Below are 20,999 nucleotides of genomic sequence, written 5' to 3' on the forward strand. Positions count from 1 at the left end.
GCTTTATGCCCTAGCAGCGCGATTGGAGGATAATTGTGCCTCTCCATAAATATACTGCCCCAAAGCATTCGCCTGACGGGAAGGTGCTGCTAAATGAGCATTAATCTTTGCTTCTTTGAGTAGACGTTGAACGTCGTCCCAGAAGAACTCACCACCGCCACCAGTGAGAATCACATCAGTGACGCGTTCTGGCAACCAGGCTAGCACACGGCTACAGATTTCACGCGAAAACATCTCTGTAAGGTTGGGAAGAAAATCGTCTAGGTTGGTGGGCTTGCTAGCGCCTTTAGGACGGTAATAGCGTTCACCTCTGGGTTTGTTAACGGCAGAAATCAGCGCGAGAGATTGACTATCTGCTCCCTCGATTTCGGCAGACACCAATTCATAAAACTTATTCATCCCGAAGTCTTCGCTCTTAGAAGCACCTCTGGCAAAACGGAAGTTATCTACCATCAAAAGATCGACAGTTTGATGTCCAATATCAACGATCGCTACCGATATTTTTGTAAAATCGGGACTGCTAGGACTTTTCTTCGGTTGAGCTTCAGACCACAACAGGCTACCGTAGCCTTCTGGCATTACCCATACCTTACTCACATTCAACGATATAGATTCGCCTCGGAAGTTCAATACATGAGGACCACCTACTTGGCTAATCAACTGTGCTTTTTCTTTTTCAAATTGCTCTAAAGAAAGAAAAGGCAGACCAAGTACAACTGAGATATCGTCTCTGAGTTTGAAGTAGCCAGCACTTGCTAACACTTTTACCAGTGCAGCCTCTACCTTAGATTGGCCGACTCCTAGATTCGCCCCAAAATCTGCTGCTAGTTGACCAACAGCATATCCATTTCCTTGATACTCCAGCCACAAATCCATTAAAGGGTCAGTAGCTCTGGCTTCAAAAACACCACCACGTACTTGTTCTATTGACATCTGCTTAACGTTGGCAGGTACGAATACTACACTGCCGGGTTCACGACTCACACAAGTTTTGGTGGAAGTTCTACCTAAATCAACACTGAGAATGGTTTTCCCGGAACCACCGCCTGACTTGGTAGTAGTGGGAGGATTATTATTAACAGCATTTATGGGAGTCGTCGATGCTAACGGCTGCCTATTCATGGGTATAGCAGCACTATTCATAGGGTTAGCGGCGGAAGGTTGGTCTGTCATGAAAGCTCCTAGTTCAAACTTAACTGTAAAAAGTTGTCATGCTCATCTTACAAAAATGCGAGCAACCAGAAATTCTAGGTTGCGTCAAGTGTAGCTAGAAATACGCCAAAAATTAATTTTGACCATATCTCCGATGGGCTCATGCCTTCGTACATCTAGTATTATTTGGCATAGTGTAGGCGAATTTTGGCCAGATGTAACCCCTGCTTTCACTGCTTTCAAACCAAAAGCGTCCGTATTTCATCTTCTAGTACGTCTTAACTGGCGCTTGAATATCCAAAAAACAAATGCTAGAACCAAACCCCCAAGTACGATTTTGGATACAGGAGCAAGGTACTTGTCCACAAGTTCATACTGACTACCCAATATGTATCCTGAGTATGTTAGCAAACCCACCCAAGCCGCGCTACCTACTGTTGTGTAAAACAAAAATGGTAGCAAGGGCATATTGCTGATCCCTGCGGGAACAGAAATCAAGGTGCGGATTCCTGGTACAAGACGACCAATTAATACTGCTTTTCTACCTTGTCGGTCAAACCACCCTTTGGCCTTGGTAATATCTTTACTGGATATAGCCAGCCATTTACCATACTTGTCAGCCCAAGCTTTCAAACGGGTTTCGCCCAAAAACTTACCTGGATAGTACCAAATAAGTGCGCCCAATACAGAACCCAAAAGCCCTGCGAAAAACACACCAATGATATTTAGCTTTGCCCCTCCTGGTTGATATGGACTTGCTGTAAATCCAGCCAGTGGCATAATCAATTCTGAAGGAATTGGGGGAAAAAGGTTCTCTAGGAACATTAGTAGGGCGATTCCCCAATAGCCAAAATAGTTGATAGTGTTAGTTATCCATTCAAGCATTGAGTCAATTCCTGAAATTGCTGCACTAGTCTTGTTACTAAGATTGAGCCTTAGTTTTTTTAAACAGTAATTATCCCTGCTTGTTAGAGTCAAGGTAACTTGGCTGCACTAAAAGTTGCATCGCAACTTAAAAATAGAGCAAGACAAGTGGAAGCTAGGGGTCTGTTTGATTAATTTCGAGGGTTATAAAAGTTCGTAAGTAGCTCTAACCCTTGAAATTGAGCGAGAAATTGCTCACTACGAATCCCACAAAATTAATGAAAAGAACCACTAAGTTTTATTTTCTAATTTTTTAGATCCCCCTTAGTCAATTTTGTTAAAAGACTAGGGAGGATCTAAAGACTTGATGGCAAATTTAAAAACATGCTTTAGGGTTTTCTTCTAAGTTGGTGGCTGTGGGAGAGTAGGGAGAAAATTTTACCTTGTCTCCCTCATCCCCCTCATCCCCTCTTCTTCTAGGCTGTCGGGGTCAGTGATTGTACCCTTGGTTCCGATTGCCAGTCTAATGGATTCCAAACTCGATCTTCCAGCGCCATCTGCTCAATCAAACTTGCCAGTCTCAGGGCTTTGAGAGCTTGTTCGCCACCTACTGAGGGTTGATTGCCACCATGTACACAGTTGACAAAATGTTCTAATTCTGCGCTCAAAGGTTGAATATTGCTGGTGTAGACTTTTTCAATCACACCATCTTGCCTGTAAAGTACTTGTCGGTGGTCGGTGAGAGAATTGGCAGCTGTTTGTCGGTGAATCAAAATTTCATTCTTGAGAAAATCCGCCTCAGTAAATGAATTTTTGCAATGGGCGACAATCCGGCGAATTTTTCGGTGAGTGACTTTACTGGCAGTCAGAGTAGCAACAATACCATTGGCAAATCCCAAAGTGGCAGTTACGTAATCTAAATAACCAGAGTCCAAGGAGCGAGTACCGCTAGCAGTCAATTTTGTGACTGGGGAAGCAGCTAATTCTAAAAGTAGGTCGATGTCATGGATCATTAAATCCAGCACAACCGAAACATCGTTTGCCCGATCTGAGTAAGGACTCATTCTATGGGCTTCTAGCGCTAGCAATTCCTCCGTTTTCAGAACTTGGCTCAGTTCTTTAAAAGCTGGGTTGAAACGCTCAATATGACCTACTTGCAGGATACACTGAGACTCTGCCGCCGCATTTACTAGAGACTCTGCCTCAGAAATACTGGCTGCGATCGGTTTTTCAATCAAAACATGAATTCCCGCTAGCAGACAGCTAATACCCACGGCATAGTGCAGACGGGTGGGAACAGCTACACAAACTGCTTCCACAAGGGGTAGCAGGTCACAGTAATCTTCAAAAAAACGCACCTTGTACTTGCTGGCAGTTTCTAATCCTCGTTCGACGTTAATATCTGCCACTCCGACCAGTTCAACATCTTTCATTGAACTCAGCACGCGAGCGTGGTGTTGTCCCATGTTACCCACTCCAATCACGCCTATGCGGATCGGTCGTGGCTGGTTGCGCTGTGTATATAGATTCGGTTCTGCCACTGACATGCTATCTTGCACTATTATTCTCTCCTCAACCACCAAATTTAGAGACGCTACGGCCGTTGGCGTTTATACTCGAAAGCCAGTTACGATCCGTCTAAAACCATCCAGATGGTAACATAGAGCCTATGTTTATGAAGAATTTCAAAGTTTGCGATCGGTTCCCGTAATCCAAACATCTTTTGTATAGATAGTTCGGGTTTGTTTTTGATTTTGCACTTTCTACAAAAAATATATGTCTTTTTATTAACTTTAAAACATTCAGTAAGACTTAAGTGTAAATTCTCCAAAGTTCTCAGGGTCAGCTTCCTCGGTTCGGGCTTATCTCTGGGATACCGTGAGGTAATTAGTTACTGAGAGCAATATCCAATTGACAACACTAAAATTACAAAATAGTCAAAAATAACACTTAAGCTTTTTCAAAAAAAATTATCACTGTTTAATGGAAAAGATTTTTGTATGATTATTTGCAGTACCTACCGTAGAAACATACTCCTGTAAAGAAACAAGCTATTAGCAGGGTCTTGTAGAGAAGATATCACAGCACTTTTTGAGAGGAACTGGTGTGGCTTGACCATCACTAAGAGACGTTTAGGAATCTTTTTGGCATTGCTTCCTGGCATCTTGTTAAGGTGTAATTTGGCGATTTAAAATTCAAAATTTGCAATCGAGATGAAAGCTGTAATTCTGTTATCTGGGGGATTGGACTCTTCCACAATTCTGTATAAAGCTAAGGCTGATGGCTGTGAATGTCATGCTATTTCCTTTGATTACCAGCAGCGACACCGACAAGAGTTACAGTCAGCCCTTACTGTCGCTAAAAAGGCTGCGATCGCAAAACATCAGGTAGTGAATTTTGATTTACGGCAATGGGGCGGTTCTGCACTTACTGATGACGCGATTGATCTACCCCAACAGCGATCGCTGGATGAAATGTCTCAGAATATTCCTGTGACTTATGTTCCGGCTCGTAATACCATTTTTTTAAGCTTTGCTCTTGGCTATGCCGAAGCGATCGCGGCTGAACGTGTCTATATCGGTGTCAACGCCTTAGATTACTCAGGATATCCTGATTGTCGCCCCGACTATATCGAAGCAATGCAAGAAGTTTTTCGCCTGGGAACCAAACAAGGGCGTGAGGGACAACCAATTAAGATTGTTGCACCCTTAATCAACTTGAAAAAAACCGAAATCATCCAACTCGGTAACGAATTGGGAGTTCCTTGGGAGCTAACTTGGTCTTGCTATGCAGGTAATGATGTTGCCTGCGGTGTATGTGATTCTTGCCGCTTGCGGTTGGCAGCTTTTGCCGAATTGGGACTCGTTGATCCACTGGTGTATGCTTAATGGGCATTGGGCATTGGGCAAAACAGTGCTGAGTGAGGAGTGCTGTTAGCGGTAGCGGAGCGTTTAGCCCGTGAAGAGTTAGAGTTACAAATTCTCCCCCTCTCTCCCTGCTCCCCTGCCCCCTGCTCCCCTGCCCCCTACTCCTCTGCTCCCCCCACTTCCTCTAACCGTCGCAGTTGAATTTGATGCAGGCGAGGGCCAACAATTGATACCACAGTGAATTCGAGATTTTCATAACAGAAGGTTTCGCCTTTGGCAGGAATTTTCTGCAACTGATACAGCAAGAAGCCCCCTAGTGTTTGGTATTCTCTTGTCAAGGGCAAATTGAGATGCAAAACCTCGTTGAGGTCTTCGAGGTTGATTTGTGCCTGCACCAAAAATTTCTGCTCATCTAACATCTGAATCAGTAAGTCGTCACTGCTTTCAGGTTCGCTTGCGTCGCCGATGATTTCGGCAATGACATCTTTGATTGTCACGAGTCCCACAGTACCGCCGAATTCATTCACTACCATGACCATAGCGGGTTTCTCTTGCTGCATCATGGGCAAAAGTTCACTTAAGGGCGTGTGTTCGGGAACAAACCGGGCGGGACGCATCCAAGGTTGGATCTGTGTCTCTAAACTGAGCTTTCCCACAGCTAAAGGTTGCGCCAAATCTTTAAAATAAACAATGCCACGAACATCGTCCAAAGATTCACCAATCACGGGATAGCGAGAATAACCAGTAGCAGCCATTTCCTTGAGTAATGTCTGAAAAGTAGCATCTTTCGGTAGCACGATAATACTGGTGCGGGGAATCATCACATCTTGGGCCATGACATCCCCAAACTCAAAGACATTATTGAGCAGTTCTCGTTCCGCACGCTGTAAACCAGTAGATCCCCATTCTGTAGAGATAATCAGTTGCAATTCTTCGGGAGTTACAGGCGGTCTCCAGCCTTGACCTGTGTATTGGATACCAAAAATCCGCAATAAAAAACGAGTTGATTGGTTGAGAATCCAAATAAAGGGACCAAAAAAACGCACGATCGCTTTTACCGAAGGTCCTAAAAACCTCGCTAGCTGTTCTGAGTACAGCATGGCTAAGGATTTGGGACATAGTTCTCCGATCACAATTTGCAGATAGGCAATCAAGAAAAAGGCAATGGGAATTGATAGGGAATGGGCGAGGAAGTTAGTCATCCCACTAGGTAAAGGCCAGGATCTTAACCAGGCATTTACCAGCACGACAATTGTGCTTTCGCCAATCCATCCCAGCGCCAAACTAGAAAGGGTAATGCCTAACTGAGTGGTAGATAGTAGTCGATCTATACTACGTTGTAGCATTTCCACAGCGATCGCTGGAATATCCCCTGCCTTAACTAGCTGGTGAATACGCGATCGCCGCACGCTCACCATCGAAAATTCCGCCGTCACAAAAAAGGCATTTATGGCAATCAGTAGTAGCACTGACAACAACCGCAGCGCCACATCCGTCCAAATCAAATTAGGAAAACCACTCACTGCCAAAGCTCGTGTAAAACTCACGCCCTCCATTTAAGGGAATTGGGGAATGGGAAGAAGCAAGGAAGCAGGGGGACAAGGAGAAAAGGGGGAATTATTGGAACAAGTCTCCCCCCTCTTCCTTGTCTTCCTTGTCTGTTTTTCATACCCCATTCCCAATTTCCAATTCCCAATGCCAATCTACCTTCCCACAGGAATATTCGATGCCTCTAACTTCAATTGTTGAGCAGGATAATCAGTAAGAGCAAGTGATATTTTCTTGACATCATCAAGTAAAGCTGTGGGAATGCTCACTGTACCTGAAAATGCCGGGCCATTGACAGGTAATTCCGTTGGTAAACCCTCTGTACTAGCACTCAGGGTTCGTCCTTTATCATCGGTAACATCTAAAAAACTATACAAGAAGCGCACAGAATCCTTACCTTTGTTCTGCATTTTCACTTTCAGTAGCAAGTCACCACCGGAGTAGCGAGCAGATTGCACAGTCATAGTTACACCCTCACTTTGGGCAGTAACTGGAAAGCCTGGTAGGGGTTTTTCTTCAACCACTTCTGGGGGCTTTTCTTCTGGCTTCTGCTTGCTGCTATTGGTTTCTTCGTCATCTTCCTCTAGCTTTTCCGATTTAGCAGCCTTGGTTTTACCATCAATTCGCGCCTTGACAACTTTCAGAATCTCTTCCTCTTTTAATAGCACTAGCCCTCCCTGTTGAGAGGCATTTGCCTTATTGCTGGCAAATTTGGTTGTGGGACGACCATCGGGTGTGGTAACGCCTTTAAGTGCTGAACTCCCCAGTTCAAACCCCAAAAACGCGCTCACAGAACCGGCTCCCATCATCAGGATTAACAAAATCAAAGTAAGAAGTACAGTAGAATTTATTTTCATTGCTGATGAGCTATTACATAAGAATGCTGGGCTATTTAAGAATAGTGAAGCTTTTGACCTCAATCCTTAAAGGAACTTAATCAATATTAGTCTGTACTATTTCATGATTAAATTATGTAGTATAAAAATTTGGTAAACTAGTGTCCAGTATTCACACGTGGTAAATTTATGCTATAATTACGGAATTGGCTAAACTCAGTGAATAAAATATTTTCCTCACTCTAAAATTAGCAAATAAAGTTGACTTAAAGAGTCAAAATAATTGGCTCGTAGGAATCCGAACAAAACAAGCGCCTTTGGCCGATTGGGGAGGCAACGAACTCATAATTCGTCTTCAGGCTGGTTCGATTCCAGCAGGGCGCACTGAATCATCAAAAAGCAGTAATAGAGGGCATGGGGCATTGGGCATGAGCAGTTGTACTGAGCATTGCTGAAGTGTTGGTTATTAATTATTGTCCTTTGCTCCCCACTACCCCTTATCCCGACAGGGGGCCCCACACTCCCCACTCGCTAATCTTACCGAGGTGGTAAAGTTTCAAACCTGAATTCAGTTCCCACTTTGAGTTTGTTGCTATTCAAACGAGGGGACATAATCAGCGATGTGTCATAAGGATTTGGTAAATCAGGGGTGCGAATATAAGGATCGTTACCAACTTGCTGAGTCAAGACATCATGATATAAAGTATTAACCAACTCAGCATCGCGAGCAATTTCATTTTCTGGAAAAGAACCACCGAAACTAGAACCAGATCCTAGAAGTGAGTCTAGCTGACGTTTGAGACTGCCATTTTCGTAGAAATTGCGATCGTGACTAAAAAAAGCTCGTTCAAATACATCACTTGTAGTTTCAGTTCTAGGGGTTTCGGTTTGGGCAAATGCGACTGAGGGAAAAGCAATACCAGCAGCAAGCAGCACCAATAAACCACCAAAGGTTTTAAATTTTATACGCACGTTTCTGACTCCTCAATTTTCGTTTTGGACGAATCTTAATTTATGCTTAAGTTCAGAACTCTGATGAGTTCAACCTTTGGTGTAGCACAACTTTTAATGTTTTGTAATGACGTATCCTACTGAAACTCTTACCCACTCAGATATTTGGGCAACCACTGCTGATTTGACAACCTTGCGACACAAGCTATTAGATTTATTTTCTCAACGGGCTTATCAAGAGGGTGATTTTGTTCTCGCTTCTGGGCTACGTAGTTCTTATTATGTCAATAAGATGCAGGTAACACTCCACCCCCAAGGAGCTTTAGCTGTTGGACGATTGTTGTTTCCTTTACTACCTGTAGATACTCAGGCTGTAGCAGGTTTAACGATGGGGGCTGACCCAATGGTGACGGCAGTGAGTATAGTTTCTGTTTATGAAAACCGACCCATACCAGCGCTGATTATTCGCAAGGAAGCCAAGGGTTATGGGACGAAAGCTTATATAGAAGGCCCCACTTTACCTGAAGGTGCAAAAGTAGTAGTTTTAGAAGATGTGGTGACAACTGGGCAATCTGCTTTAAAAGCAGTTGAGCGTCTCAAAGATGCAGGTTATACCGTTAATCAAATAATTTCCCTGGTAGACCGACAGCAAGGTGGAGCTGAGTTGTACCAGTCAGCTGGATTGAAGTTTGAAACTTTGTTTTCGATTCAGGAAGTTCAGGAACGCTATCGACAACTGGCGAATTCATGAATATCTCAATATATATGATTTAGTTAGAGACTAAAACATATATTCATGTAATTTAGAGCCGAAAACCCCCGCATCTGGGGGATTTTGCGTTAAAGCCAGCAGCGGGATTTGAACTCGCGACCTTCCGATTACAAGTCGGATGCACTACCACTGTGCTATGCTGGCAAATTGGCGATTACTTTTAGTAGCAACCACAATTTCTTATTGTACCATAATCAATTTATTTGTCTAGCTGTAATTGCTAAAAATATCTCCTTTTTCAGAAATAAGCTTAGAAGACTAGAGATTTGCATCTGGAAAGTCTAGTTGGCGTTGCAATTGTGATGAAACAGAAACAAATCTGCGATCGCAATCGCTGATAAAGTTGATAAATTAATATCCATACCAAAAAAAACTAACTCAAATCCTGGGCTGAACACAAAAATATCTTGTCAGTTCAAAAACTGTATCTTCTTAGCACGGCTGAATAAAGGAACGGAAATATATAATTATTTTTTACAGATTATAAGCATGGCAGCATTGCTCGGACGAGATTTATTAAGTCTAGCGGATATCAGTTCTACTGAACTTCAAGAACTCCTGCAATTGGCAACTCAACTTAAATCACAACAGTTGAAGTTGCAGTGTAATAAGGTTTTAGGGTTGTTGTTCTCCAAAGCTTCAACTCGCACGCGGGTAAGTTTTACTGTGGCGATGTACCAATTGGGTGGACAGGTAATCGATCTGAACCCGAATGTCACTCAAGTTAGCCGTGGGGAACCTTTACAGGATACGGCGCGGGTGTTAGACCGATATCTGGATATTTTGGCAATTCGCACTTTTGCACAGCAGGATTTAGAAACTTTTGCTCACTATGCAAAGATTCCAGTAATTAATGCGCTTACTGATGCAGAACATCCTTGTCAGGTATTAGCTGATTTATTGACGATTCAAGAAAGCTTTAACACCCTTGCTGGGTTAACTTTAACCTACGTAGGTGATGGGAATAATATGGCTAATTCTCTGATGTTGGGCTGTGCTTTGGTAGGGATGAACGTCAGAATTGCTACTCCTGACGGATATGAACCAGATTCTCAGATTGTAGAACAAGCAAGAGCGATCGCTAATAACAAAACTGAAGTCCTTCTCACTCACGATCCAGAATTAGCTGCTAAGGGTTCTACTGTACTTTATACTGATGTTTGGGCAAGTATGGGTCAAGAAACAGAAGCAGACAATCGGATGCCAATTTTCCAGCCTTACCAAATTTCGGAGCAACTATTGAGCCTTGCTGCTCCAGAGGCAATTGTTTTACACTGCTTACCAGCTCATCGTGGTGAAGAAATTACTGAGGCAGTTATTGAAGGTTCTCAATCACGAGTTTGGGAACAGGCAGAAAATCGCCTACACGCTCAAAAAGCTTTGCTTGCAAGTATCTTAGGGGCGGAATGAAAGGAGTTAGGAATTAGAAGTAGAGACGCGATTAATCGCGTTTGTACAAGATTTAGGAGTCATAATAGCTAGTGTGCAATTGGCTCCTAACTACTTGCTGGTAAAAAATCCGAAATAAATGGGTAAAAGAAAAGAGAATATTCTTGCTTTTGCCTTTCATAATTTTTACTTTTCTCTTGTTATGGGGAGTTTTTTGTAGTACTAATGTTCTAGAGACATTAATAATTACTTCCCGCAAATTTATGGAACGTCTAACGGAAGCTCAACAAGAACTTTACGAATGGTTGGCAGAATACATCAGAACGCACCAGCATTCGCCTTCAATTAGGCAAATGATGCAAGCTATGAACTTGAAGTCACCAGCACCAATTCAAAGTCGTTTAGAACATTTACGCACCAAAGGATATATAGAATGGACTGAAGGACAAGCGCGAACGATTCGGATTTTGCGTCCTGTTAAGCAAGGTGTACCAATTTTGGGCACGATCGCTGCTGGTGGTTTAATAGAACCGTTTACTGATGCTGTAGATCATTTAGACTTTTCTAATTTCGATTTACCTCCCCAAACCTATGCTTTGCGGGTAGCTGGCGATAGCATGATTGAAGATTTAATTACTGATGGCGATGTGGTATTTCTGCGTCCAGTAGCAGAACCAAATCATTTAAAAAATGGTACTATTGTTGCGGCCAGAGTTGATGGATTTGGGACGACATTAAAACGTTTTTATCGCCAAGGCGATCGCGTTACCCTCAAACCAGCAAATCCTAAGTACAATCCCATAGAAGTCAGTGCTATGCAAGTGCAGGTGCAAGGTTCACTGATTGGTGTTTGGCGTGGTTACAACTGAGTAATGGAGAGTGGGAGAGAGATAATCAATGCCCAATGCCCATTAATTAGGGTTCGTTACCATCTTTGTGCTTAATATATGTACCTGACGAAAAATCCAGTGCAGCAACTGCCCACTTTCCGGTTGAAATTACCGTTTGCAAGGGAAAGTAAGGGCAGTTATTACACTCCGCAACCATTACCAGGATGCCCAAGAATGCCTCCGTCTCTGCAATTGCGGCAATATCAGCGCCAAGCGATCGCTAGCTGGTTTACCAACAATGGCAGAGGGACGTTGAAAATGGCTACTGGTAGTGGTAAAACTATTACCGCATTAGCGATCGCTTGTGAATTATATCAGCAGATTAATTTACAAGTTCTGTTAGTGGTGTGTCCCTATCGTCATCTCGTCACCCAATGGGCGAGAGAATGTGAAAAATTTAATTTGCAACCCATTTTAGCTTTCGAGAATTTACGCACTTGGCAAAGTCAACTTTCTACGCAAATTTATAATCTGCGTTCTGGTTCTCAACGATTTGTCACTGTAATTACTACGAACTCCACATTAATTGGTGATGGGTTTCAGTCTCAACTCAAATATTTTCCCGCTAAAACTTTAATTATTGGGGACGAGGCGCATAATTTAGGCGCACCCAAGTTAGAAGAAAGTTTACCGCGCAGTGTGGGATTGAGACTAGCTTTATCTGCCACACCGGAAAGGTATTTTGATGATTTTGGTACGCAATCTTTATTTGATTATTTTGGCCCAGTTCTCCAGCCAGAGTTTACTTTAAGGGATGCGATCGCTCAAGGTGCTTTGGTGCATTATCTGTATTATCCGGTGTTGGTGGAGTTAACTGAAGCCGAAAGTATTGCCTATTTAAAGTTAACTAAAAGAATTGGGCGATCGCTACTTTATCGGGATAAAGAAAATGGCGAATCGGGATTTGAAGACAATGAAGATTTAAAGCCGTTGTTGATGCAAAGAGCAAGATTAATTGGTGCGGCAGAAAATAAATTAACTGCCTTGCGGGATTTAATGGTAACTCGCCGCGAAACTAGTCACACTCTTTTTTATTGTAGTGATGGTTCCCAAGATGCGGGACAACGTTCATCTTTACGGCAACTTAAAGCTGTTGCTAAAATTTTGGGGGTGGATTTAGGCTACAAGGTAAGCACCTATACAGCCCAAACAACTTTACAAGAACGAGAAATTTTGCGGCATCAATTTGAAAGTGGAGAGTTGCAGGGTTTAGTTGCGATTCGTTGTTTAGATGAAGGTGTTGATATTCCAGCAATTCAAACTGCGGTGATTTTATCGAGTTCTGGTAATCCTCGCCAATTTATTCAGCGACGGGGGCGAGTGTTACGTCCTCATCCTGCTAAAGAACGCGCAACAATATTCGACATGATTGTTTTACCACCAGATTTAGATAGAGAAACTATCGAAGTTGAGCGTAATTTGTTGAAAAAGGAATTGCGTCGCTTTGTAGAGTTTGCTGATTTGGCTGATAACGCTGGTGAAGCAAGAATGAAGTTACTTGATTTACAAAAGCGATATGGTTTATTAGATATTTGATGATAAGCCAAATTGTATTTTTTATAAAAATTTTCGACTTTTGAAAAAAGATGCATTAGGTATGAAATAATAAGATTATGAGTTTGGTCATAATGGGATGTAAGTAGCTTTAAAAATTTGACTTACATCCCATTATGATCTAGATTAATTACAATATATATTAACAGAAAATAATTAAAGAATAAAGTGTTTTTTCAAAGAAAATTAGGATTTTAAAGATAACGCTAATAGTGAGTTTACGGAGGCTATTCTAGCACTAGAGAAAGTTAAAATGTAGAAAAACTATATTTTAAAATCCGATATGTCACAAGAGGCAAATATCGACGATGTACAAGAGCCAATAACTAGCGCACCACCGGAAGTACGGCAAATTATTGAGCGGGTATGGAAGCTGGAAAAAGGCAGGCTAGATAAGAAGATTAACAGCCATGTAAATGACAATATTTTGGACATTATTAAGGAGGAGGTGCGATGAAGCTGACTTCAATCAAGCTCTGCAACTTTCGCTCCTTTTATGGTACGACACCAGAAATGATTATCGCTGGGGGAGATGCTCAGAACACGACAATCATTCATGGGAATAATGGCTCTGGAAAAACTAGCTTGCTGAATGCCTTTACGTGGGTATTGTATGATAAATTTAGTGCGGCATTTGCATCGATAGAGCAGTTAGTGAATAAGCGTGCGATCGCAGAAACCCAAAAAGGTCAAGCTGTAGAATGTTGGGTAGAGATTGGCTGGGAACACGAAGGTAAACGCTATCGAGTTAAACGCGCCTGTCGGGGTTATAAAAACGAAGGTGATTTTGACGCTGGAAAAACTCAATTAACCATGTGGGTTGGTGGAGATGATGGCAAATGGAATATACCAATTCAGCAACCAGACGATATAATTAATCAAATTTTACCCGCAACTTTACATCAATATTTTTTCTTTGACGGCGAACGAATTGAAGAAATCGTTCGTTCTGATAAAAAAGCTGAAATTGCTGAAGCTACAAAAATTTTCTTGGGTGTGGAAGTAATCAACCGTTCCATCAGACATTTAGGAGATGCTAAAAAAACTCTAGAAAATGATTTAAAAGCTATTGGTGATTCTGAAATTAAACAGTTATTACGACAGCAAGAAAAAATAGAGCGAGAACGCGAACGCATTACCAAACGGCAAACTGAAATTAAAGAAGAGTTAGAATATCAACAAACTTTCAAAAAAGAGACAAGTAACCGTTTGCGAGAATTGAGTGCTGCTAAAGAATTGCAAGAAAGATGGCAGGATTTAGAATCGCAAAAAGCAGCAAATCAAGAAGAATATAAAAAAACCAAGGAAGCGCTGAAAAAAGTTATTTCTGCGCGGGGTTATACAGTTTTGCTTTCAGAAACTACATCGCAGTTTCGAGGGATTATCAATGATTTGAAGCAGCGCGGTGAATTAACATCAGGAATTTCGCGGGAATTTGTGAATGATTTACTCAATTCTCAACGCTGTATATGTGGTGCAGAATTACATGAGGGTAATCATTCTCATACTCATGTGAGTACTTGGTTAAATAAAGCCGGTTCTTCGGCGGTAGAAGAAACTGCAATTCGGATGCTAGCACAAGTAGATGAAATTGATAAGCAAGCGATAGGATTTTGGGAAGAAGTTGATAGAGAACAAACTAGGATTAATCAATTAAGGCAAAGTATATCTCAAATTGAAGGCGATTTAGACAATATTCAAGAACGGTTGCGAAAAGATGCTAATGAAGAAATTAGCAGTTTGCAAAAACGATTAGATGAAATTGAAAGTAAAATTGATGAATTAAATCGAGAACAGGGTGCAAATCAGCAGCAAATTGCTCAACTCACAACTGAAATTGAAGGTTTAAACAAACAAATCGCCAAACAAAAGCTGAATGAAGACAAGCAAACTTTAGCACAGCGACGAATTAACGCCACTCAAGATGCAATCGAACGGTTAACGGAAGTTAGAAATCGTCAAGAACAACAATTTCGTCTGCAACTAGAAAAGCGAGTGCAGGAGATATTCACAGAGATTTCTGTTACTCCATACATTCCTAAAATTAGTGATAAATATGAACTGACATTAGTAGAAAATACTACAGGTGTGGAAGCACCAGTTGCAGCATCTACTGGGGAAAATCAGATTCTCAGCTTATCCTTTATTGCCAGCATCATTGACAAAGTGCGGGAATGGAGTGAGAAGCGAAAAATGATGATGATTCCCGATAGTAGTACTTTTCCAATTGTGATGGATTCGCCGTTTGGTAGTTTAGATGAGAATTCGCGGCGACATATAGCAAAGACAATTCCCCAATTAGCGAATCAGTTGATAGTTTTAGTTACTAAGACTCAGTGGCGCGGTGAAGTGGAAGCAGAAATAACAGACAGAATTGGGAGAGAATATGTGCTTACGTATTATTCTTCTAAACCGGATTGTGAACAAGATTATATTGAGTTGAGTGGAGAAAGATATCCTTTGGTGAAACAAAGTCCGAATGAGTTTGAGTATACAGAAATTATGGAAGTTGAACGAGATAGGTAATTACAGCAGTTTTGATGTCTTTGACCCACATCTGTCATAAGGAAGTAGGCGAAAATATTTTTACAGGAATGATACAAAATACTTCTCAAATTCTTATTCTCCGTGTTCTCTGTGCCTCTGTGGTTTTATTTTCCGTTACCTGTACATAAATCTGATTTTAGTTACAGTTGAGAAAATTGGCTTTTGAAAAGGAATAAGATTATGGTTGCGAGTCCAGACAGAAACTATATGTCCCCCCAGGAATATCTGGAATGGGAAGAACGCCAAGAAATTAAATATGAATATATTGATGGTGAAGTTTTCGCCATGACTGGGGAGACTTTGCAAGAATACGTCCTCATCGATGCTGAAAAAATTGGTTTAGATTGTTTTCGGTTAAATGATAGAGGACTTTGGGAGTTACATCCTTATGAGGAAGGGGATGAGGTTCATTTAACTAGTGCTGATTTTCACTTTCCTATTTCTTTGGTTTATGAGGATGTTCAGTTTGTAGGAAAAACGAACCGCAGAGGCGCAGAGGACGCGGAGAGAAGAGAGTAAAATTGAGATTATTACTAACTCATTAAAAGATATTTTATGAGTATTAAAACTGAAGCGACTATTGAAGATTTGTACCAATTACCAGACAATTGTAAAGCAGAGATTGTCAATGGGAAATTGGTGCTGATGTCTCCAACTGGATTTTTACCAGGACGTGCAGGTGGTGAAATTTATGCAAGTCTACGGGATTATAAACGATTGACAAAAAGTGGTTATGCTTTACCTGATAATGTTGGTTTCATTGTCAATCTCCCTCATCATCGTTCTTTAAGTCCTGATGCGGCATTTTATACCGGCAAACCTACAGGTGGGAAGTTCCTTAATGGTGCGCCTGTGTTTGCTGCTGAGGTGAGAAGTGAAAATGATTATGGTGAGACAGCAGAGAAAGATATGGCTAGCAAACGCCGTGATTATTTTGCAGCTGGTACTTTGGTCGTTTGGGATGTGGATGTACTCAAAGAGGAAGTTATCAGAGTATACCGCGCTAGTAATCCCGAAGAAGCACAAGTGTATCGCCGTGGTGAGGTAGTGGAAGCTGAACCTGCGTTACCAGGATGGACTATGTTGGTGGATAATTTGTTTGTTTAGTGTTTGTTTAGCGATCGCCCACATACTATCATTAAATCATACCTTTACAATTGCGTAAACGTAGCGATCGCCCACATACTATCATTAAATCATACCTTGGCAATTGCGTAAACGTAGGCATAGCTTTTCGCTGTCGGTTAAGATGGCAAAAATGTAAATATTAATATCATGGCTGCAAATAGAATCAGGGTTGCTAAAGATAAGGCTGAGTTAGTGAAATCTCTAGTAGCATCAAAAGACACAACTGGGCCTTTTCAAACTTATGTAGAAGTAATGGTGTTTGCAGCAGCCTTAGGCGTTAAATATAAAAAGCGCATTCCTTTAGACGTAATTTCTAAAGATTTATCCCCACTGCGACAAGATTATTTTACTAGCAGCTTCACTCTGTTGATTAATTTGTTAGCTATCACTGAAACAGAAAACATTAAGATTTTAGACGATGATAATGTTGCTGATGAGCAACGTATTCACATTTTTGAAGAGTATGCTAACGGTGGTTTAGGAATTATACAAAATGAACTACGCGGAGCAGTAGACTATTCAGAGAGAATACTATTAATTTTAATTTCTAAAAGATTTGATGATAGTTCAATAGAAGAAGAGTTTGATTTAACTAAATTACTCTAACATTTAAACATTTGCTAAGTTGTAACTACGATAAATGTATCATACAATGATTGGAGAATATGCGGTGACAAATTATATTCAACTACCTGCATGGGAAATTAATCATCCTGGGGGTAAATTTTATACGTTTATATGTGATACCGAAACTTTGCTACGAATTGCCTATGTCTCTATGGAAGAAAGGAATAAGACGGGTGTTCAGAGACCATTAAGTGAGAGAAGATGTAAAGAAGTTGCTAAATTTATTAATTCTATTGATGCTGTTATTGCAAATAATATAATCCTCAATTTGCCAGAAGAGACAGAGTATATTCCTCCTAATACTGAAAGTTTAACTGGTATACTTAAATTCCCAGATAGAGAAAATTCGGCTTGGGTCGTTGATGGTCAGCATAGACTGTTTGGATTTAATTATACTGAAAAAAGACTGAATCTTCTATGCACAGGATTCATAAATATAGGCATAGAAAGCCAAGCCAAAATATTTATTACTATTAACAATGAGCAAAAGGGAATTAATCCATCGGTTATTTATGATTTATTACCCTTAATTAAGGATGCTGATTTTAAAGAAAAACGAACACATAGTTTAGTGAAACAGCTAAATCAAGATCCTGAGTCTCCTTGGTATAATGAAATAAAGATGTTAGGTATTGGGAAGGGATTGGTTTCTCAAGCTGCATTTGCAAGAAATATTGAAATACTTATTGATTCTAATGGAGGTGTTTTATCACCTTATAATGAAAATCTACAATATGCCATATTAGTTAATTATTTTAATGCTTTTAAAGCGGTTTTTTCTGAAGAATGGGGCAGTAGTAAATACGTTTTAACAAAAGCAGTTGGTCTATCTGCAATGTGTGGAATTTTTCCCAAGGTTCATAGCCTATGTAGTAAAGATTTTACTGTTGAAAATATAATAAAACAAATTTTCAATCTCCAGAAATTTGATTTTAGTAGTGCCAATTTAGGTAAAAGTACAAACAAGGTTGCGATTCAAAAGATTACGGCTGATTTAAACAAAATGCTTCCTGAAATCTCAGATACATCTGATATCAAAATATAGGAGATGTAGAATTAATTCAATGCTCAACGATATTAGTACTACATTTAATAAAAAAACTAGGCCAGGATTGAGTGATAGAAATTTTGATGTTCCTCTTTTAAAAGCTATAATTTATGATCAAATCAAGATTTATAATAGGCAATATTGTATTAAAGTATATTTAAAAGATAAAATCACAAAATATGATGGATCAGACAAAGTATACAGTTTTGTAGATCAAGAATTAAAATCAGTTTTGCTGAATGAAGCAAACCTTCAATTTAGTAAAGCTCTTTATAATTGGTCAATATATAAAAAATTAGTTTCTAAAGGTCTGTGGTCATGGGCTTGTGTTACTTTATATTATGCACAATTTTATTGTATTAATGGATTGCTTAATATTCAAGGTAATGCATTCTCTAGACCTAAACTTTTAACAAATATTGGCAAAGAAAAAGAGACAGTATTTCATGTATATACTGAAGATTTTGCAGCAGGTAAATTCATTTTTGAAATGAGAAACTACAAACCTCATGAAGATGTATGGCGACAGTATTATAATGTGTACAAAAATTATAGATATAAAATATCATCTTACAATGAACTTTACCAATATGACATAGATAACCAGTTTGCTATTTTAGAAATTAGGCATCGTGCCAATTATGATACTGCTTTTTTATTAGAGGATTTTATTGAATATTTACTGCCTACAAACGAGCTTGAAGATTTTGCGCTCAAAATGCAGCCTAATATTTTTGAAACATCTTGGACAGAAGACGAATTCTTAAAATTAGAATATATTGCTTCCTTAAGAATTAAGTTATTATTTGATATTCTTCACGAGATTTTAGGCATAAGTAGTCATTTAGAAACTATTAGAAAAGATTTATATTTGGAACGTGCAAGTATGTTAAATAATCTTAAAGATGATACACCAGTTAAGGACTGTTTCCTTAATTGGATCGATGAGAATAATATTATTATCTGACAATAAGTTAATTTGAGAAGAGTATTTTAAGTGAACAGTATAGATAAAATTTACACCTCATTTAGCCTCTTTCAACTTGAGAAGGATGATAACGAGGCATGGTTTAACTATGGACAAGTGACCGCTCGGAATTACAAGACAGTTGGAAGTCCTACTGCTTTCGGTTCAACAAACTTACCATCAAAACCTATAGTTTTATCTTCCACAGTCCTAGCATCTGCTAAAGCCTTACGAAGTTCAGCACGTTCCATCTGTTCCTGAATTCCACCCAGGATGTAAACCAATAACTTCGCCGCTAAATCTCGCCCAGCAACCTGCACCCGCTTTTTATTTGGGTCATATAAAATCCCATACCAGAGAGATTGGGGATATTCCATACCGCTAAAGCCGCCTTGCTGGTCAAACTTCCGTAGCTTCTTAAAAATATCTGCTAGAGAAAAACCTTTTTTAAATACCAAAATTCCCAAAGCTTGCGCTAATGCAACTTGAGCAACCGGACGGAAAAGCATATTTCCTTCACCTCCATCCTTCTCAAAACTGAATCGCCGTAAAGCTGGTGTATCCTCGTGTTCTAAAATTTTATAACTGGAAAGACTAGCCAAATTATCAAATAGCTTGCTAAATTCCTGAATCCCCTGCTCAAGTTCTTCATCCTCTGGACGCATTGGAATTAGACCTTTCTCCAAGGGTTTCCAGTGGGGGAACTTTTGAGCCAAATATCGCTCAGACATATCTTGCAGAGCTTGCAAAGTCGTCAAAACTGTAGAATTGGAAGCTACTGTTGCACTATTCCAATTAACACGAGGTTTGCGTTCTTGTTGCTGTTCTAATAGTGGATGTGTAACTGCAATTTTTCTAGCGACGATCGCAAAACCATCATCTTCATTCAACTGTGTTAGTTGCCCTTTAGTCAATGGTGCAGCCATCAGGTTGACATGAACAAAAATCGATCTTACCCTCCGCCTCGCCTGGGTGCGAGTTTCCCCAGCCGCTACCGCACAGATGAACTCAATACCAATTTTTTCCTTGGGTAAATTTTGCAAGTAAGCAAGGTCTACTTGGTACTTTTCTATCAAATCATTGACTGTAATAAAACTGTCATCAACACCTTTATCTTTTTTATAGCGCTGGAGTTTACGAGTTTTGATTAACTCCATCAACCCCTGAACTCCCATCAGTCGATGTTGTCCATCTAGTGCATAAATGGTTACATCATCCTCAGAAATATTTAGCAGACCTACCTTACCGTCTTTATCTAGGGGTATAAAATCAGTCGTAGACTTGGTGGCGCGTCCTTCGCTATCCCACTCAGCAGCTTTGGGATTATCCACCCACGGTTGATTAATCACCACCAGCACCGGCGGGAACTTATGATTGTCTCTAGCCGCTAAATACTGGACTAGCGGTGCTTGACGTGACCAATCAAGGGGACGCTGCTGAATTTCATCAATACTATCTGCATCAATTTCGACATTATCAGTTTCAGGATTATACTTTTTCTGAAATAGAGGTAAGCCAGAGGCGAAGTGAACCCGACCTGCAAACCATTCCAATGTAACAGAGCTAACATAAGCCTCAGTACCACCCATCTCGGTTTTTTGAACGAGAATCTGATCTTTTCTCCCTAAAAACTTCTCTAGGAGTAAAGCTAGTACCTGCTTTTCCTTGTTTTCTCGTTCCAGGTATTCTCTAGCGATGTCAGCAGTTGGGTCGGATGCACTGTCTTTCATGTTAAATTTTAAAAATAGAATAGTATTATGTAGTTCAATTATCCAAAAAACTGGATATTAGTAGTAAAGTTTTTAAAAACTGTTTTTTCAAACCACGGAGGTGGGTTTTGTCTGTATAGCCGCGAATTC

General features: G+C 40.3%; 19 protein-coding genes and 2 tRNA genes. 13 read left to right on the forward strand and 8 right to left on the reverse strand.

Annotated features, from left to right (window positions below; genetic code table 11):
- Positions 1-3 precede the first annotated feature (3 nt).
- From fcmB to NPUN_RS22600, 3 genes are all read right to left on the reverse strand, one after another.
- The gene (fcmB, locus tag NPUN_RS22590) at positions 4-1,173 is read right to left on the reverse strand and encodes a filament morphology actin-like protein FcmB (RefSeq protein ID WP_012410800.1); all 1,170 of its coding nucleotides are present in this window, start codon (positions 1,171-1,173) and stop codon (positions 4-6) included.
- Positions 1,174-1,413: 240 nt separating this feature from the next.
- Entirely contained in the window at positions 1,414-2,037 is a 624-nt protein-coding gene (locus tag NPUN_RS22595; protein WP_012410801.1) for a DedA family protein, read from the reverse strand.
- A gap of 455 nt (positions 2,038-2,492) precedes the next feature.
- The gene (locus NPUN_RS22600; RefSeq protein WP_012410802.1) at positions 2,493-3,575 is read right to left on the reverse strand and encodes a Gfo/Idh/MocA family protein; all 1,083 of its coding nucleotides are present in this window, start codon (positions 3,573-3,575) and stop codon (positions 2,493-2,495) included.
- A gap of 654 nt (positions 3,576-4,229) precedes the next feature.
- Between NPUN_RS22600 and queC the strand changes: the two genes are divergently transcribed.
- Positions 4,230-4,904, forward strand: a complete 675-nt coding sequence (queC, locus tag NPUN_RS22605; RefSeq protein WP_012410803.1) for a 7-cyano-7-deazaguanine synthase QueC — start codon at positions 4,230-4,232, stop codon at positions 4,902-4,904.
- Positions 4,905-5,041: 137 nt separating this feature from the next.
- Here the strand turns inward: queC and NPUN_RS22610 are convergent, their stop codons facing one another.
- Both NPUN_RS22610 and NPUN_RS22615 read right to left on the reverse strand, forming a co-directional pair.
- Positions 5,042-6,439: a hemolysin family protein gene (locus tag NPUN_RS22610; protein WP_012410804.1), complete on the reverse strand. Its 1,398-nt coding sequence runs from the start codon at positions 6,437-6,439 to the stop codon at positions 5,042-5,044.
- A gap of 147 nt (positions 6,440-6,586) precedes the next feature.
- The gene (locus NPUN_RS22615) at positions 6,587-7,288 is read right to left on the reverse strand and encodes a hypothetical protein (protein ID WP_012410805.1); all 702 of its coding nucleotides are present in this window, start codon (positions 7,286-7,288) and stop codon (positions 6,587-6,589) included.
- 290 nt (positions 7,289-7,578) lie between these two features.
- Between NPUN_RS22615 and NPUN_RS22620 the strand changes: the two genes are divergently transcribed.
- Positions 7,579-7,651: transfer RNA gene (locus tag NPUN_RS22620), tRNA-Ile, on the forward strand.
- Positions 7,652-7,804: 153 nt separating this feature from the next.
- Here NPUN_RS22620 and NPUN_RS22625 read toward each other — a convergent pair.
- Positions 7,805-8,239, reverse strand: a complete 435-nt coding sequence (locus NPUN_RS22625; protein WP_012410806.1) for a hypothetical protein — start codon at positions 8,237-8,239, stop codon at positions 7,805-7,807.
- Between the two features lie 106 nt (positions 8,240-8,345).
- On the opposite strand from NPUN_RS22625, the gene pyrE reads away from it, so the two are divergent.
- Positions 8,346-8,969, forward strand: a complete 624-nt coding sequence (pyrE, locus tag NPUN_RS22630) for an orotate phosphoribosyltransferase (protein ID WP_012410807.1) — start codon at positions 8,346-8,348, stop codon at positions 8,967-8,969.
- Between the two features lie 93 nt (positions 8,970-9,062).
- On the opposite strand, the gene NPUN_RS22635 is transcribed toward pyrE, so the two are convergent.
- A tRNA-Thr gene (locus NPUN_RS22635) sits at positions 9,063-9,134 on the reverse strand.
- 345 nt (positions 9,135-9,479) lie between these two features.
- Here NPUN_RS22635 and argF point away from each other — a divergent pair.
- The 10 genes from argF (at position 9,480) to NPUN_RS22680 (ending at position 19,140) form a co-directional block, all read left to right on the forward strand.
- Positions 9,480-10,400, forward strand: coding sequence for an ornithine carbamoyltransferase (argF, locus tag NPUN_RS22640; RefSeq protein ID WP_012410808.1), 921 nt, complete (start codon positions 9,480-9,482; stop codon positions 10,398-10,400).
- 242 nt (positions 10,401-10,642) lie between these two features.
- Positions 10,643-11,248, forward strand: a complete 606-nt coding sequence (gene lexA, locus NPUN_RS22645; protein WP_012410809.1) for a transcriptional repressor LexA — start codon at positions 10,643-10,645, stop codon at positions 11,246-11,248.
- A gap of 78 nt (positions 11,249-11,326) precedes the next feature.
- Positions 11,327-12,805 (forward strand): DNA phosphorothioation system restriction enzyme, encoded by a 1,479-nt coding sequence (locus tag NPUN_RS22650; RefSeq protein ID WP_012410810.1) that lies wholly within the window; start codon positions 11,327-11,329, stop codon positions 12,803-12,805.
- Positions 12,806-13,106: 301 nt separating this feature from the next.
- Positions 13,107-13,280 (forward strand): hypothetical protein, encoded by a 174-nt coding sequence (locus tag NPUN_RS42080; protein WP_012410811.1) that lies wholly within the window; start codon positions 13,107-13,109, stop codon positions 13,278-13,280.
- A complete protein-coding gene (locus tag NPUN_RS22655; protein ID WP_012410812.1) occupies positions 13,277-15,349 on the forward strand; it encodes an AAA family ATPase in 2,073 nt (690 codons plus the stop codon). Before NPUN_RS42080 ends, NPUN_RS22655 begins: the two co-directional genes overlap by 4 nt.
- 201 nt (positions 15,350-15,550) lie before the next feature.
- Positions 15,551-15,889: a PDDEXK family nuclease gene (locus NPUN_RS22660; protein WP_012410813.1), complete on the forward strand. Its 339-nt coding sequence runs from the start codon at positions 15,551-15,553 to the stop codon at positions 15,887-15,889.
- 36 nt (positions 15,890-15,925) lie between these two features.
- Positions 15,926-16,477 (forward strand): Uma2 family endonuclease, encoded by a 552-nt coding sequence (locus NPUN_RS22665; RefSeq protein ID WP_012410814.1) that lies wholly within the window; start codon positions 15,926-15,928, stop codon positions 16,475-16,477.
- Positions 16,478-16,645: 168 nt separating this feature from the next.
- Positions 16,646-17,104: a DNA phosphorothioation-associated protein 4 gene (locus NPUN_RS22670; RefSeq protein ID WP_012410815.1), complete on the forward strand. Its 459-nt coding sequence runs from the start codon at positions 16,646-16,648 to the stop codon at positions 17,102-17,104.
- A gap of 64 nt (positions 17,105-17,168) precedes the next feature.
- Positions 17,169-18,170, forward strand: coding sequence for a DGQHR domain-containing protein (locus NPUN_RS22675; protein ID WP_167315654.1), 1,002 nt, complete (start codon positions 17,169-17,171; stop codon positions 18,168-18,170).
- A 19-nt stretch (positions 18,171-18,189) separates the two neighbouring features.
- Positions 18,190-19,140, forward strand: coding sequence for a hypothetical protein (locus NPUN_RS22680; RefSeq protein ID WP_012410817.1), 951 nt, complete (start codon positions 18,190-18,192; stop codon positions 19,138-19,140).
- A gap of 131 nt (positions 19,141-19,271) precedes the next feature.
- Here NPUN_RS22680 and NPUN_RS22685 read toward each other — a convergent pair whose 3' ends face one another.
- The gene (locus tag NPUN_RS22685) at positions 19,272-20,870 is read right to left on the reverse strand and encodes a DGQHR domain-containing protein (RefSeq protein WP_012410818.1); all 1,599 of its coding nucleotides are present in this window, start codon (positions 20,868-20,870) and stop codon (positions 19,272-19,274) included.
- Between the last annotated feature and the right edge of the window lie 129 nt (positions 20,871-20,999).

Source organism: Nostoc punctiforme PCC 73102 (assembly GCF_000020025.1).
GTDB lineage: Bacteria > Cyanobacteriota > Cyanobacteriia > Cyanobacteriales > Nostocaceae > Nostoc > Nostoc punctiforme.